Source organism: Kitasatospora sp. NPDC003701 (assembly GCF_053587085.1).
Map to the genome: position 1 here is coordinate 53,792 of NZ_JBSFNM010000014.1, position 15,808 is coordinate 69,599.

Below are 15,808 nucleotides of genomic sequence, written 5' to 3' on the forward strand. Positions count from 1 at the left end.
CGTCCTGTCGCTGCAACTCGTCACGTCCTGGGGTTCTGGTCGGTCCTGGTACGGCTCAGGGTCGGAAGCACCTCACGGAACCTCAGGACGATCCCCTGGCAGTAGTTCGCGTTGTGCTCCAGGCTGCGGCGCGCCATGTACGGCACCTTCTGCCGGCCTCGGTGGTCGATCCGCACGACCGTCCGCCCGGTACCCGCATCGTCCCCCTCGGCGAGCGCCTCCCCGTCTTCGAACAACGCGGCGAGCGCGGGGTGTCGGGGCAGGGCCAGCTCGACCGCGTAGTCGTCGACGGCCTCCGGCTCGACCTCGCGGAATCCGACGGAAGGCAGGCGAAACGGCTCCCGGTAGACGTACGGCCGGACCAGCAGGTCCAGCTCGAACGCCGCCCGGGCGACCGGATCGGCCCACCACTCCTGCTCCCTGACGAAGTCGAAGAGCAGCCGGTCGAACTCCTCGCGGTGGGAGCTGAGGATCATATGGGCGGTGATACCGGTGTTCATCAGGTCGTAGTTCGCGAGATTCTCGATCGACCGGGAGAAGAAGCGGCAGATGTCGCCATCGCCTGCCTTGAGGTAGTCGGCGAACGAGGCGAAGAGGTCCCCGTAGGACACCACGCCCTGCTGGTCGAGGTATTTCGAGACCAGGAGCAGACCGCGCATGTTATACAGGCAGTGAATCGCGTAGTAGAGCCAGAATCCGTCCCGGCATTCCTCACGTGACACCCAGTTCGTGGCCACCACCACGTCGGCCTCGGCCACCTCGCTGGGCGCGGGTTCGACCTGGAGCCCGAATTCCTCCTGCCGGGAGAACATCGGAGTGTTGTTGAGGAGCAGCTGCGGGTAGATGATCAGGGTGTCCGCATCGGAGCGGCACAGTTTCGTGACGCCCTCCTTGAACGTTGCGTAGGATTCCCCCGGAAGCGGCCAGATCAGTTCGATGTACGAGCTGATCCCCTTGCTGCGCAGCGTCTGCTGCAGACTGATGTACGTCTCCTGCCGGATGTTCTTGCGGTCGACCAGTCTGAGGGTTTCGTCGTTCAGGCTCTGCAGCGATATCGGCTGGGTGGCCATGAGCCCGCCGCGCACGAAGATCTCCGTGATCTCGGCCATGCGGGCCGGCTTGTTCTTGGCCGCCGCCATGTTCACCATCATCGGGAATCCGGTCAGTTTCTTGCGTTCCACCAGGTATTCGCTCAGCTCGACGTCCCGGGGGGCGAGGCCCCAGTTGGCGTCGGCGATGAAGATTCCGGCGAACCCGTGATCGGTGATCCAGTCGAGTTCGGCCTTGAGGCGCTCGACCTCGAACTTGTGCACCTTGTCGTTGGTGGCGGCGCCCCAGTAGCAGAAGCTGCAGCGGAACGGGCAGCCCCGGTTGGTCTCCATGATCGCGAAGCTGTACTCGCTCTCGGTGAAGACGCCGGTGAGGAAGGGCGAAGGGATCTCGGTGAGGCTGTTGATCCGGGGAGCCGGCTCCGTCGTCACCAGCTCGCCGCCCGCCCAGAACGACAGGCCGGGGACGAGGCTCAGGTCGGCCTGGTCCTGCGCGAGCTGGGCGAGCAGCCCGTGGACGGTCACCTCGCCTTCCCCGTTGCAGATGTAGACGTTGTCCACGGGTTCGGGCAGATAGCGGCGCGCGTTCTTCATCACCTGCGGGCCGCCGAGCAGGAGGTGGGCGTCGGGGCGCCGTGCCGTCAGTTCACGTTGCAGCCACCGCACCAGCTTCGCGTTCCAGAGGTAGCACCCGATCGCGTAGACGTCCGCTTCTCTGGAGATCAGTTCCTTCAGAATGCGCTCACGATCCGAGGCGGCCGGGAACGAGGCGATTTCGAAGCGGTAGGCGGCCCTGATCTCCGGGTCGTTCTGCGCGTACGCCTGCATGTAGCCCGCGGCGAGCGGAAGCATGTTCTCGTACGTGGGCAGATCGACGAACACGACCGACTTCATCATGGGACCTTTCGTTCGACGCGGCTCGGTCCGTGCTCCGTCTCCCTGCGGGATTCGTCGATCCACTGGGCCAGCTCGGAGAGCACCGGGCGCTCGATGAGGTCCCGAAGCGTGATCTCGATGTGCCAGGCCCGCCGAATGTGGCCGACGACCCTGGAGAGCAATAACGAATCGCCGCCGATGGCGAAGAAGTCACTCTCGCGCCCCACGTCTGATGTTCTCAGCGTGGTGCACCAGATGTCCGCCAGCTTGGCCTCGGTCGGGTTCAACGTATTCCATTCCGCCGGAAGTTGATGACGCCTTCACGTGCCCCGTTGATCAGGGTCCATGGTCTTCTGCACCCTGTCAAGAACATTGGTGAGCCCCATGTGACGGGCTTCGGGCCGTTGTTGCGACCGTCGTCGCAAGGATTCACCTGACCCGGCGGGGGGCGGGATATTGGCGGCGTGACAGATACCGTGAGTACAGCCCCCACCCCGACCAAGCACCTTCTGAAAAGCCGGTTCGGCTGGTTCTTCGCCGGTCGGACCGTCGACCTGGCCGGCTCCTCGATGACCACCGTCGCGCTCGCCCTCTCCGTGCTCCAGGCCTCCGGCCGAGCGGCCGATCTGGGCATCGTCCTGGCCGCCAACATGATCCCCACCCTCGCGCTCCTGCTCCTGGGCGGCACGGTGGCCGACCGGGTGAGCCGGCGGACCGTGCTCATCGTGTCCAACCTGTGCACCGCCGCCGTGATGGCCACGATGGCCGTCCTGCTGCTCTCGTCCCGCTACCACCTCGCGGTGTTCGTCGGCCTCGCCCTCGTCGGCGGCGTCGTGAACGCGTTCTCGCAGCCCGCGCTGCGCGGGATCGTGCCCGAACTCGTCGAGCGGCAGGACCTCCAGCGCGCCAACGCGCTCCTGGCCAGCAGCCAGAACACCGTGCGCATCCTCGGCCCCATGCTCGCCAGCATCCTGGTGGCCACCGTCGGTGGCGGGTGGGCCCTCGCCGCCGACGCGGCCTCCTACCTCCTGGCCGCCGCGGCCTTCACCCGCATCCCCGGAACGAGCCGGCCGCCCGCGGCGCGCGGGCCGCTCTGGCGCGACCTGCTCGACGGCTGGGCCACCTTCCGCTCGATGCGCTGGGTGGTCGTCATGACCGTCTCCTTCGCCCTCGTCAACGCCGCCAACGTCGGTCCGTGGAACGTGCTCGGGGCGCAGGTGGTGCTGGACCACGACGGCGCCGTCGGCTGGGGCACCGTACAGACCGTGCGCGCGATCGGGCTGCTGGTGATGAGCATCGTCGCCGTCAAGCTCGTCCTGCGCCGGCCGCTGCGTGACGGCGCGGTCTGGGGGACCCTGTCGGCCCTGCCGCTGCTGGCGGTCGGGGCGACCGGGAACGTGTGGGTCGTGTCCGCAGCCGCCTTCGTCGGCGGACTCGGCCTCACCGTGGCCTCCATCGGCTGGGAGACCACGCTCCAAGCCGCCGTCCCCGAGGAGTCGTTGTCACGGGTCGCGGCCTACGACGAGCTGTTCTCGTACGTGGCGATCCCGCTCTCCCAACTCGCCGTGGGACCGCTCGCCGCCGCGTACGGGGCGCAGGAGGTCATCGTCGCCTGCGGGGTCGCCTACGTCGTCGTCAGCCTGCTGCCCCTGCTGAACCGGGAGATCCGCACCATGCGGGCCTGAGCCGGCGCGATGCCGGCCGTTCCCCGGCCGCCTTCCTGCGCACCCGGGTTCACCCCGCGGGAGGGCGGCCGGCTCCGTCCGGTGCGCCCGCACGCCCTTCGGTGCGCGCGGTTCAGCGCTTGACGGTGCCCTCCTCCAGCCGATCGATCATCCGGTAGGTGGCGTCGAGCGGGGACTCCGCGTCCGGGGCGTCACCGGCGTGGTGGACGTTGCGCTCCGCGATCTCCTGGTCCCACGTCTCCATTCCCGCGAACGGAATCGTTTCTCCCGGGACATAGGAGGGATAGGGCCGGTAGCTGTTGATTCCGGCGACGGGCTCGCCACGCACCAGGAGGGGATTGAGATAGAGGCCATCGCTGGTGATCCGGGTGGTCGCCGGAATGTATCCGATGTCCAGTCCGCAGCGGCGCGCGGGCGAGGTGTTCGGGTCCGAACAGTGCAGGATGTTCGGATGGTGGATCTCGACGTCGCCCGGATTGAGTTCGATGTCGACGACACCGTTGCGCTCCGACCACTCCCGGACCAGTTCCTCCTCGGAGACCGAGAACAACATGTTCGGTGAGTCCACCCGGCGAACGGGGGGGTGGAGCGGCAGCCGATGGCTGCCGGGGATCACCCGCAGGCAGCCGTTCTCCCTCGTGCACCGGTCGACGGCGACCCACACGGTGAGCGCCCGCATCGGATCGAGGTTCCAGTACGAACCGTCCTGGTGCCACAGCACCGGCTGACCGTCGTAGGGCGGCTTGCAGATGTAGTGCGCCGTGAAGCACGCGACGTCCGGGCCGAGGAAGAGTTCGGCGATGTCCACCAACCGGGGGTCGGAGACGAGACGGACCCAGAAGGCGTCGTTGCGGATCAGCGGGTGGTGGAGGTGCTCCGGCCGGAGGTCCGGATAGCGACCGGTGAGCCATTCGACATGGGCCTTCACCTCCCCCAGCAAATCCGGCGGAATGACGTCGCGGACAATACTGAAGCCCTGTTGCTCGTACTCTGCGAGGACTCTCTCCTGCACGTTCAACGAAACTCCCTATTCGCGACCTCCGTGACCGCGCCAGTCTCGCACCGAGCCAGGGAGCGTACAAGCGCCCGGACGGCCCGGGTTTGCAGACGGAGCGAATCCGGGGCTTCCGCCGCGGGGAGGGGTCCCGGCGAAGCGGGGGTGCGGTGGAGGGTCGCCGAAGAAGCCGTTGAGCAGGCCGGTCCGGGAAATCGATCTTCCTCGACCAGGTGGGGGCCGGAGAACACCGCACGGCAGCGGCCAGGGGGGCGGCACCGCGGACCCGGCTGTCGGCAACCGACGAATCCCGACCGGTGCGGGGGCCGGGCGACATCCATGTGCAGAGGACCTTGACGAGTTCCTGACCGGCAGTCACTGTGGTGAGCGTGTGGGACAGCAAGGCGGGCGTGACTGCCGGGACGATCCGGAGCCCGAGCAGAGCCGCCGGCGCCGGACCCGAGGGGTGTCCCCGCCGTGTTCGCCCGACCGAGATCTTTCGTTGGACCCTCGAACCGATCGGCACCGTGCGCCACCCTCCTCCAGCGGCCGATCCGTCCGGAGGCGACGCGCGCAGCCGCTGACGACGCCCCGGACGCACCGACAAGGGAGCAGTCTTGAACGACATCGCGCCGACGGCCGAACCGGACCTGTTACGGTCCGTGAGCCGGCCGGTCCCGCTGCCGGCCTCCCCCGGCCAGTTCCGCCTCTGGTTCCTCGAGCAGCTGCGGGGGACCGCCTCGACGCACACCGTGCCGATCGTCGCCCGTCTCCACGGCGCAGTGGACCGGACCGCGCTCGAGGCCGCCCTGACCGATGTCGTCCTGCGCCACGAGAGCCTGCGCACGGTGATCGACCAGGTGGCCGGGCTTCCCGTCCAGCACGTACTCCCGGACGCCCGCCCCGCCTTCGAGGCCCGCACCGTCGCACCGTCCGACCTGGAGCGGGAGCTCGCGGTCGCCGCGGCTCACACCTTCGACCCCGCGACGGAGTCTCCCGTACGCGCCACCCTGTTCGAGGCCACCGCGCAGGAGCACGTCCTGCTGCTTCTGCTGCACCGCACAGCCTGTGACGGTGCGTCGGTCGGCCCGCTCGGCCGTGATCTCGCGAAGGCCTACGCGGCGCGGTGCCGCGGCGCCGCCCCCGCGTGGGCGGCGCCGCCCGCGCAGCACGCGGACCATCTGCTCCGGCAGCAGCGGCGCCTCGGCGACCCGGCGGACCCGAGCAGCCTCGCGGCACGGCAACTCTCCTTCTGGCGAACCGCGTTGTCGGACCTGGGCGGCGAACTCGCGTTGCCCTTCGACCACCCGCGCCCGACCGCGCCGAGTGGCGACGAGGACTCGGTCCGGTTCACGGTCTCCCCCGAGGAGCACGCGCGGCTGGCCGAGCTGTCGCACCGCACCGGGACGACGATGCTCATGATCGTCCACACCGCGCTGGCCGTGCTCCTCGGCCGGCTGACCGGCGAACTGGACCTGCCGATCGGCACCCTCGCCTCGGAGCGCGGCGACGAAGTGCCGGACGACGTCATCGGGTTCCTGACCAACACCGTCGTGCTGCGCACCGATCTCTCGGGGAACCCCACCCTCACGGAGTTGCTCCGCCGGGTCCGCGAGACCGACCTCGCCGCCTTCGCCCACCAGGACGTGCCGTTCGACGAGGTCCTGAAGGCCGTCAACCCGCCACGAGTCCCGGGCCGGAGCCCGCTCTGCCAGGTGCTCGTGACGGCCGAGGCGGAGGAGTTCGAGTGGCCACTGCCCGGACTGCGCGCGGCGGCACGCGTGCACGGCTGCGGACCGTCCGGGTTCGACCTGCACCTGAACTTCGACGCCCGGCACGGACCGGACCGGACCCCGACCGGCATCGTCGGCGAACTCCGGTTCGCCACCGACCTGTTCGACCGGACGACGATCGAGGCGATCACCGCGCGGCTGGTCCGCGTGCTCACCGCGATGGCCACGGACGCCACCCGGGCGATCGGTGAGGTCGACATCCTCTCCGCGACCGAGCGCTCCGACGTCCTGACCCGCTGGAACGACACCGCACGGGAGGTGGACCGGAGCACGCTGCCCGAGTTGCTGGAGGCGCGGGTCGCGGCGACGCCGGACGCGGTCGCGGTGCGCTGCGGCGACGCCGTCCTGACCTACGGCGAGCTGAACGCCCGGGCGAACCGGACGGCCCGCTACCTGGCTGGCCGGGGCATCGGACCGGAGTCGGTCGTCGCGCTGTCGATGGCCCGGTCGGTGGACCTGATGGTAGCGGTGTGGGGCGTGTTGAAGGCCGGCGCGGCCTACTGTCCCGTCGACCCGGAGTACCCGCCCGAGCGGGTGGCGTTCATGCTGGAGGACAGCGGCCCCCAGCTCGTACTGACCGGGCCGGTGGACGACCACGACCTGGCGGACACGAACCCGACGGACGCGGACCGGGTCGGCCCGCTGTCGCCGGCCCACCCCTGCTACCTGATCTACACCTCGGGGTCGACCGGGCTGCCGAAAGCCGTGGTGATGCCCGGTTCCGCCCTGGTGAACCTCATCAGGTGGTACGAGCGGATCTCGGCGCCGTCGGACGGCCCGTCCCCCCACCGGATCGCCAACTTCTCGTCGATCAGCTTCGACGTGGCACTGGTCGAGGTCCTGATCGCCACCGTGCGCGGCGGATGCGTCGAACTCCCGGACGAGGAGACCCGCCGGGACCTGGACAAGCTGGTGACGTGGCTGGAGAAGAGCGAGGTCGACGAGATCTTCGTGCCCAATCTCGTCCTCTCCGCGATCATCGACATCAGCCAGGCCGACGGCACCGCACTGCCCCGGTTGCGGCACGTGATCCAGGGCGGAGAGAGCCTGGGGCTGACCGCCGAGCTGGCGCAGTTCCACCGCGCCGTCCCGGGCCGCCACCTGGCGAACTACTACGGGCCGACCGAGACGCACGTGGCGACGGCATTCGCCCTGCCCGACGATCCCGACGCCTGGCCGGCCGAGCCGCCGATCGGCGGGCCGATCGACAACATGCGGACCTACGTGCTCGACCGGTGGCTCCAGCCGGTGCCGCCGGGCGTCGCCGGCGAGCTGTTCATCGCAGGGGTGCAGCTGGGCCGCGGCTACCGGAACCGGCCGGGCCTCACCGCGGGCCGCTACGTCGCCGATCCCTTCGGTCCGCCGGGCACCCGGATGTACCGGACCGGGGACGTGGTGCGCTGGCGCGCCGACGGGCAGCTCGTCTTCATCGGGCGGGTGGACGACCAGCTGAAGCTGCGGGGCTACCGGGTCGAGCTGGGCGAGATCGAGGCGGTGCTGCGCCGCCACCACGAGGTGGCCCAGGTCGCCGTGCTCGCGGTCGACAAGCACACCCCGTCCATGCGCCTGGTCGCCTACGTCGTGCCCGCGACCGCGACGCTGACGCCGGCCGTCCTGCGCCAGTACGCGGCCGAGTCGTTGCCGCGCCACATGCTGCCCGCGGGATTCCGGCTGGTCGAGGCCCTGCCGTTGACCCCCAACGGCAAGCTCGACCGGAAGGCGCTGCCGACGCTGGCCCAGGAGTCCACCGCCCAACCGCCGTCCGAAGGGGCGGAGCAGACCGTCTGCGACGTGTTCGCCGACGTGTCGGGGGTTCCGGTTGTCGACGTCAACCAGAACTTCTTCGCCCTGGGCGGCCATTCGCTCGGCATGGTCCGGGTGGCGCACGACCTCCACCGGCGGCTCGGTGTGGACCTGCCGCTCCGCGTCGTGTTCGAGCACCCGACACCTGCCGGCCTCGCGCACCTGCTCACCGAGAGGGGGTGAACCCCATGTCCTACAACCACTGACACCCTGCCGACCCGTGCGACCGCCCGCTCACCGAAGGGAGGTGAACCCCATGTCCTACAACCACTGAGCCGCGGCGGAGGACCGGCGATCCACGCCAGACCTCCACTGAGCCACGGCGGAGGACCGGTGATCCACGCCAGACCTCCGAGTCAGGCGCTCCTGTAGTGAGAGCACGGATTTCGTGACAGATACCGGACGCACGCCGCTGAACAGGGGCGGCGTGCGTCCTCCACCGCGATGATCGAAGGCGGAGCCCGGTGACCACCATCCCCATGTACGATCCGCTCTCTCCGGAAATGATCAGCGACCCCTACCCGGCCTACGCCAGGATGCTCGAGGAGCGGCCCATCCACTGGCATCCGGTCATGCGCGCCTGGGTGGTCGTCCGGCACGCCGACTGCGTGCGCGTGCTCCGCGAGCACGCCACCTTCGCACGGGACCCCGGCCGCACCGGGGAGGAGATCCCGGACTTCCGCCAGAACGTGCAGATGATGGACCCGCCGGAACAGACGCCGCTGCGCCAACTGCTGGTGGGCGCGATGCGCTCCCAGGACAAGGACCAGCTGTTCCAGGAGGCGGTCGCCTTCCTGCGCGGCAGGCTGACCGCCCAGGAGCCGGGCGAGCCCTTCGACTGGATGGCGACGCTGGCGGCGCCCTTCGCCCTGCACATGTCCGCGGCCCTCCTCGGCGTTCCCGAACCGGACGACGAGGCCTACGCGGAGATCTCGCACGGCATCGCCCTGCGGATGGACGCGGGCCTGGCGCCCGAGAACATCCCGCAGGGGGACGCCGCCCGCAAGCGCCTGAACGAACTCGGCGAGAGCTGGTTCCCGCGTCCCGAGGGGGACGACGGCCTCATCGCGAACCTCATCCGGCGGGCGGACAAGGAGTTCGCCGGCAGTCACTACATCCGCAACTCTGCCGCGATGATGTTCAACGCGAGCTACGGGACGATCTTCGCCATGGTCGGCAACGCGGCGCACCTGCTGGCGACCGTCCCCGGGCTCCTGCCGGAGCTGTCGGTTCCGTCCCACGTGGCCACCGGCGTCGACGAGTTGATCCGGTACGACGGGCCGGCGCAGGGCACGAGCCGAACCGCGGTCACGGAGACCGAGATCCAGGGCACGCGCATCGCGGCGGGCGACTCCGTGGTGACGCTGCTCGCCGCCGCCAATCGCGACCCCCTCGTCTTCAAGGACCCGCAGGACATCAAGCTGGACCGCCGCCCCAACCCGCACCTGGGCTTCGGTTCGGGGCCACACGCCTGCTTCGGCTCCGAGTTCGGCAAGCTGAGCATCACCGCGATGATCCACGCGCTGCGGGACGAGGGTCTGCGGCCGTGCCTCGCGGCGGAGCCCACCCGCCGCACCACCGCCACCGTGCGGAGCCTGGACGTGCTCCCGGTGCGCCTCTCGCGATGAGCGGAGGCAGGGCAGGAGCACGAGCTGGGGCAGGAACATCCGCCGAGCCGAAGGGATCTGGTACAAGGTGAACATCGTTCTTCTGGGTGCGGAGCAGGAAGCGATCGAGGATCTGACGGGCCTCGGCCACACCGTCACGGTGCTGTACGTGGCGCACGACCGCGCGGTGATGGAGACCTGCCGGGACCTGATCGCGCACCGCGCGTTCCTCCCCTCCTTCGACAAGCCGGAACTCGCCTGGGCCGCCCTCACCCACCTCGGCATCGCCGATCAGGTCGACGTCGTCGTCTCCGGCCACGAGTTCGCGGTCACCACGGCCGCCTTCCTGAACGACGTCCTCGGGTGCCGCAAACCGATGGACGCCGGGGTCGCGCTCGCCGGCCGCGACAAGCCGCTGCAGAAGACCCTCTGGCAGCGGCACGGCGTGCCGACGGCGCGGTTCAGGGTGTTCACCGAGAAGCCGGCCACGGCGGCCGAACTGCGGGACGGGCTCGGCGATCTGACGGCTCCTTACATCGTCAAGCCGACGGCGGACGGCGGCACCCACCTCGTCTTCCGCGCGGAGACGGCCGAGGAGCTGTTCGACCTGCTGGCCTCCACACCGGAACTCGAGGCGTTCATGGTGGAGGAGTGGCAGTCGGGCGACGAATGGCATTTCGACGGCGTCGTCGTGGACGGGGTCATCGAGGCCTTCATGGTGTCCCGCGACGTGAACCCGTGCATCGAGGCGAAGTCCGGGAACCCGTTCCGCTCGATCGCCCTCCCGCCCAAGGACTACCCGGAGCTCTACGCGGAGGCCCGCGCCTTCGCCGAACGGTGCCGTTCGGCCCTCGGGGGCCGCAACACCACATTCCACCTCGAAGTGTTCGGCGGCCCCGGCCGGTTCGTCGCCGGTGAGCTCGGCTGGCGCCCGGCCGGCGGCCTGGTCAGCATCAGCGCGCAGCACACCATCGGCGTCAGCCTTTGGGCGGCACACGCCCGCGTCCACATCGACGCGTTCGTGCCGCCGCCCGCGTGGGAACCCGGCGGTGTCATCGGCTTCGTGTGCCTGCCCGTCAAGTCCGGCTTCCGCAACGGGGTGACACAGGCCGACCTGGAGACCCTGCCCGGAGTCCGGCACATCCGCATGAAGGCCCCTGTGGGCCAGGTCATGAAGGAGCTGAACACCTCCTCGATCGCCGTCGCCTGGGCCCTCATCGAGGGGGACGACGCCGAGCACTGCGAGAAGCGCATGGACGAGGCGATCCGGCTGGTGGCCGAGATGCACGAGGCGAAGAGCACGCCCTGGCGCCCGTCATGACGACCACCCTTGCGACGAGCTGAAAGTGTCAGGCGCCTTGAGCATTCACCTCAACCTGTTCATGCTGCTGCCCGGGCACCACGACTCCGCGTGGCTGCATCCCGGCTGTGACTCGTCCCGTGTCACCGACATCGGCTACTACCTCGAACTCGCGCAGTGCGCGGAACGAGGGCTGCTGGACTCCGTGTTCATCGCCGACGCGCTCTGGCACAAACCACGCAGCAACTACTGCGGCGGCCTGGAACCGCTCACGGTGCTGAGCGGCCTCGCCCTCGGCACCGAGCACATCGGGCTGATCGCGACCGCGTCGACCTCGTACTACGAGCCGTTCCACCTCGCCCGGATGTTCGCCTCGCTCGACCACATCTCGGGCGGGCGGGCCGGCTGGAACATCGTCGTGTCCAACAGCCCCAACGAGGCCCGGAACTTCAACCGGTCGGCCATGCTCTCCCACCAGCGGCGCTACGACCGCGCCGAGGAGTTCCTGACCGTCGCCCACCGGCTCTGGGAGTCGTGGGACGAGGACGCCGTCATCCGCGACCGCGCCAGCGGGCACTACACCGACCCCGACCGGATCCACCTCATCGACCACCGGGGCGAGTACTTCCAGGTCCGCGGGCCGCTCAACATCCAGCGCAGCCCCCAGTCCCGCCCGTTCATGGTCCAGGCCGGCGCCTCGGAGGCGGGCCGGTCCTTCGCCGCCCGCCACGCCGACGCGGTGTTCACCGTGCAGGAGGACATCCGCGACGCCGCACGGTTCCGCACCGAGATGCGCTCGCGCGCCGCCACGAACGGACGCACCGTCAAGGTACTGCCGGGGCTGATCCCGATCGTCGGCTCGACCCAGGCCGAGGCCGACGGGAAGCGGCGCCGGCTCATCGGCCTGCAAGCCGTCGACTACGCCCTGGAACACATCTCGATGATGCTGAACACGGACCTCACCGACTGTCCCGTCGACGCGCCCTTCCCCGTGGAGCGGCTGCCCCCGGCGGACAGCATCCAGGGCAACCGCACCACCTACGAGCTGATCACGGGGATGGCCCGGCGCGAGGGCACCACCGTCGGGGACATCATCGCGCACCAGGGTTTCGGGCGCGGCCACCTGGTGGTCGCGGGCACCCCGGAGCGGATCGCGGACGTCATCGGCTCCTGGGTCGAGGAGGGAGCGGCGGACGGGTTCAACATCATGCCCGCGGTGTTCCCGGCCGACCTCACCGACTTCGTGGACGAGGTCGTGCCGCTCCTGCAGAAGCGCGGGCTGTTCCGCCGGGAGTACGGCGAGAAACTGCTGAGGCGCCGCTATGGGTGAGCACATCGAACGGGAGCACATCGAACCGGAGACCATCGAACGGGAGACCACGGCGGACGTGACGGCGAGGCTGCGGGCCCACCTCGCCTCCGCCCTGCCACCCGAGGCCGTCCCGGCGCGGTTCGTGTTCGTGGACACGCTGCCGGTGCTTCCCAACGGCAAGACGGACCGGGCCGCGCTCGAACGGCTCGCCGCCGAACCGGCACCCGCCCCGGACCGGCCGGCTGCCGACGCCCCACCCGAGGACGATCTCGCCTTCCTGCTGCGCCTGTTCACCTCCGGGCTGGCCCAGGCCCGCATCGATCCCGACGAGGACCTGGCCCTGCTGGGGGTCACGTCCCTGCTCCTGACCAAGGCCTGCGCGGCCTGGACGGACCGCACGGGCCGGGCCGTCGACGGTGCGCGGCTGCGCCGCAGTCCGACGGTCCGCAACATCCTCGCCTTCTCCTCGCCGGCCGGCGGGGCCCCGGAGCACGGCGAGGTCGTGGTCGAGGAGCACCGCTTCGACGTCCCGGTCGACCACGACGACCCGGCCGGCCCGTCGATCGAGGTCTTCGCACAGACCGTGGTGCGCCGTTCGGCGGCGGACCGCCACCTCCCGTACCTGCTCTTCCTCCAGGGCGGCCCCGGCGGGCAGTGCACCGATCCGCGCAACCGCGTCCCCGCCTGGCTGGACGCCGCCCTGGACCGGTACCGGGTGGTGCTCCTCGATCAACGCGGCGGCGGCCGCAGCTCGCCGGTGACCGCCGACACCATCGCGGGCCTGTCGCCGGCCGCCGCCCTGGACCGGCTTCGCTGCTACCGCGCGGACTCCATCGTCAAGGACGCGGAGTTCCTGCGCGAGCACGTCCTGCGGATTCCCGACTGGACGCTGTTCGGGGAGAGTTACGGCGGTTCGATCGCCCTGACCTACCTGTCCCGTTTCCCGGACCGCATCGACCGGGTGTTCGTCTCGAGCGGGCTCCTGGGGCCGGTCACCACAGCCGAGGACCTGCTGAGCGACACGCTGGTGATGAGCCGGAGGAAGAACGCCGAGTACTACCGCAGGTATCCCGAGGACGCCGAGACCATCGACCGGATCGTCGAGCACCTCGACGGGCACGAGGTCCTGCTGCCGACGGGAGAGCGGCTGTCGCCCGAGCGTTTCCGCTTCCTCGGCCTGAAGTTCGGCTTCGCGAACGGAATGGCGGCGGTCCACGACCTCGTCCGGTCCGCCTGGGACGGCGACGGGCTCGCCGACGGTTTCCTGAAAGCGGTGGCGGCGGCGACGTACCTGGTCGACTCACCCCTGTTCTACCTCCAGGAGTACACGTACGGGCGGCCGGGTTGTGCCACCGGGTGGGCGGCGGACCGGCTCTACGCCCGGGAGCCCGCGTTCGCCTCCCGCGCCCGCCCGTTCCACTTCTACGGCGAGGTGTTCTTCCCCTGGATGTTCCGTCAGTACGCCGCGCTCGCACCGTTCGCCGAGGTGGCCGAGGCGCTCGCCCGGTACACCGGATGGACCAGCCTCTACGACCTCGAACAGTTGGAGCGGAACACCGTGCCCGTCCACGCCGTCGCAGCCGCCGGTGACCTCTACTTCCCGGCGGCGCAGCAGGTCCGCACGGCGCAGCGGATCGGCTCCTGCTGGCTGCTCCTGTCCGCGGACTACAGCCATGAGGGGCTGATGAACGACCGGGAGGGCGTCGCCCGGCTGCTCGCGTTCGGAGCGGCACGGTGACGCGCTCGCTGTTCCGTCGGGTCAGGGCGGTGGCACTGGACCATCCGACGCGAACCGCCGTCTCCGACCGGGCGGCCACCCGCACCTTCGCGGAGCTGGCGGTGGCGGCCGAGTCCCTGGGCCGCCGGCTCGTGGCCCGGGGCGCCGGGCCGGGTGACCGGGTCGGCGTGCTGGTGGAGCGGGGCGTCGACCTGGTGGTGGCCCTGCTCGGTGTGTCCGCCGCCGGGGCCGCGTACGTCCCCCTCGATCCGGACTATCCGGTCGAGCGGCTGCGGGCCGTCGTCGAGGACGCCGACCTCGCGATGCTCGTCACCGACGGCAGCGGGCCCCGGTTCGACGTGCCCGCCGTCCCCGTCACGTCCCGCGCGGCCCGGCCGGACCTCGCCGAGACCGCCCTGCCCTCCCCCTCCCCCGAGGACCCGGCGTACGTCGTCTTCACCTCCGGCTCCACCGGCCGGCCCAAGGGCGTCGTGGTCACCCACGCCAACCTGGCCGCGCTGTTCGACGCGCTCGACGCGGCCTACGGCAGCCCGTTCGACGACTCCTTCCTCGCCGTGACGAGCGTCGCCTTCGACATCGCCGTCATGGAACTGCTCTGGCCGCTCATCCGCGGCGGAGCCACCGTCGTGGGCCCCGCCCGGATGATCGACCGCCTCGACCCGCGCGGCGACGACAGCCTGCCCCGCCTCGTGGAGCGCTTCCGGCCCACCCTGTTCCAGGGCACTCCCTCGCTCCTCTCGGCGATCGCGTCCCACGAGGAGGCCCTCCTGTCGCTGCGGCACCTGCGCAGGCTCCACGTCGGCGGCGAGGTGTTCCCGGTGGGGCTCGCCCGGCGTCTGGTGACCGCCCTCCCGGGCGTGCGGATCCACAACATGTACGGCCCGACGGAGGCGACGGTCTGGTCCGCCGCGCACGAGGTGACACCGGAGGACACGCGCTCCACCGCTGTCCCCATCGGGCGGCCGTTGGACCACGCGTCCGTCCGCCTCGTCGACGACGACGGCCGTACGGTGGCCCCGGGTGAGGTCGGCGAACTGTGGGTCGGCGGCCCGTGCGTCGCCGCGGGCTACTTCCGGCTGCCGGACCGCACCGGGGAACGGTTCGTCGAGGAGGCCGGCGGGGTGCCGCGCCGGTGGTACCGGACCGGCGACCGGGCGCGGCTCCGACCGGACGGTGCGCTGGAGTTCGTCGGCCGGTTCGACCGGCAGGTCAAGATCTCCGGCGTCCGGATCGAACTCGACGAGATCGAGTCGGTGCTGTCCGCCTCGCCGGACGTACGGGCGGCCGCCGTGGTCGTACGGAAGGGAGCGGACGGGGAGCAGCAGCTGATCGCCTACGTCCAGGCCTGACCGGGCCCGGCTGCTCCCCGAGTCCTTCGACGAGGTCCCCGACGCCATCACCCGGCCCAACCTCCCCCTGGACGTCATGCTCGACGTCTCCTACCTCCCCCTGGTCGAATCCGCCCACCGCGCCGGAGGCACGGCGCCGCCGGCGGACCACCGCCCGCAGAGTCGAACGGACCATCGGCGAAGCACGGGCCGGCCGCCTGCACGAGGCTCTGACCTGCACGGGAAGACCTCGACGAAACCAGGGGTTTGACAGTCCACGCCCGGGGGGAGCGTGACACGGTCGCCGAGAAGAGCGACCTCTC

10 protein-coding genes are annotated in these 15,808 nt (G+C 70.4%); 7 read left to right on the forward strand and 3 right to left on the reverse strand.

Annotation, left to right across the window (positions count from 1 at the left end; all coding sequences use genetic code 11):
- Nucleotides 1-20 precede the first annotated feature (20 nt).
- Entirely contained in the window at nucleotides 21-1,946 is a 1,926-nt protein-coding gene (locus tag ACWDRR_RS15840) for a B12-binding domain-containing radical SAM protein (RefSeq protein WP_449772757.1), read from the reverse strand.
- Entirely contained in the window at nucleotides 1,943-2,212 is a 270-nt protein-coding gene (locus tag ACWDRR_RS15845; RefSeq protein ID WP_449772758.1) for a phosphopantetheine-binding protein, read from the reverse strand. The genes ACWDRR_RS15840 and ACWDRR_RS15845 overlap by 4 nt, the downstream gene beginning before the upstream one ends.
- Before the next feature lie 177 nt (nucleotides 2,213-2,389).
- Between ACWDRR_RS15845 and ACWDRR_RS15850 the strand changes: the two genes are divergently transcribed.
- Nucleotides 2,390-3,610 carry an MFS transporter gene (locus tag ACWDRR_RS15850; protein WP_449772759.1) on the forward strand — a complete coding sequence of 407 codons (1,221 nt, stop codon included), beginning with the start codon at nucleotides 2,390-2,392 and terminating at the stop codon, nucleotides 3,608-3,610.
- 112 nt (nucleotides 3,611-3,722) lie between these two features.
- On the opposite strand, the gene ACWDRR_RS15855 is transcribed toward ACWDRR_RS15850, so the two are convergent.
- Complete coding sequence (locus ACWDRR_RS15855; protein WP_449772856.1) at nucleotides 3,723-4,622, reverse strand: phytanoyl-CoA dioxygenase family protein; 900 nt, start codon at nucleotides 4,620-4,622, stop codon at nucleotides 3,723-3,725.
- Between the two features lie 599 nt (nucleotides 4,623-5,221).
- Here ACWDRR_RS15855 and ACWDRR_RS15860 point away from each other — a divergent pair.
- From ACWDRR_RS15860 to ACWDRR_RS15885, 6 genes are all read left to right on the forward strand, one after another.
- Nucleotides 5,222-8,383, forward strand: a complete 3,162-nt coding sequence (locus ACWDRR_RS15860) for a non-ribosomal peptide synthetase (RefSeq protein ID WP_449772760.1) — start codon at nucleotides 5,222-5,224, stop codon at nucleotides 8,381-8,383.
- Between the two features lie 281 nt (nucleotides 8,384-8,664).
- On the forward strand, nucleotides 8,665-9,828 hold the full coding sequence (locus tag ACWDRR_RS15865) for a cytochrome P450 (protein WP_449772761.1): 1,164 nt from the start codon (nucleotides 8,665-8,667) through the stop codon (nucleotides 9,826-9,828).
- Between the two features lie 67 nt (nucleotides 9,829-9,895).
- On the forward strand, nucleotides 9,896-11,128 hold the full coding sequence (locus ACWDRR_RS15870) for a hypothetical protein (RefSeq protein WP_449772762.1): 1,233 nt from the start codon (nucleotides 9,896-9,898) through the stop codon (nucleotides 11,126-11,128).
- Nucleotides 11,129-11,165: 37 nt separating this feature from the next.
- Nucleotides 11,166-12,437, forward strand: a complete 1,272-nt coding sequence (locus ACWDRR_RS15875; RefSeq protein WP_449772763.1) for an LLM class flavin-dependent oxidoreductase — start codon at nucleotides 11,166-11,168, stop codon at nucleotides 12,435-12,437.
- Nucleotides 12,430-14,157 (forward strand): alpha/beta fold hydrolase, encoded by a 1,728-nt coding sequence (locus ACWDRR_RS15880; protein WP_449772764.1) that lies wholly within the window; start codon nucleotides 12,430-12,432, stop codon nucleotides 14,155-14,157. Before ACWDRR_RS15875 ends, ACWDRR_RS15880 begins: the two co-directional genes overlap by 8 nt.
- Before the next feature lie 29 nt (nucleotides 14,158-14,186).
- On the forward strand, nucleotides 14,187-15,506 hold the full coding sequence (locus tag ACWDRR_RS15885) for an amino acid adenylation domain-containing protein (protein ID WP_449772765.1): 1,320 nt from the start codon (nucleotides 14,187-14,189) through the stop codon (nucleotides 15,504-15,506).
- Nucleotides 15,507-15,808: the final 302 nt, after the last annotated feature.

Bases quoted from the DNA above. Each gene is read 5' to 3' on its own strand.
- ACWDRR_RS15840 (WP_449772757.1), bottom strand. From the start codon at position 1,946: ATGATGAAGTCGGTCGTGTTCGTCGATCTGCCCACGTACGAGAACATG.
- ACWDRR_RS15880 (WP_449772764.1), top strand. From the start codon at position 12,430: ATGGGTGAGCACATCGAACGGGAGCACATCGAACCGGAGACCATCGAA.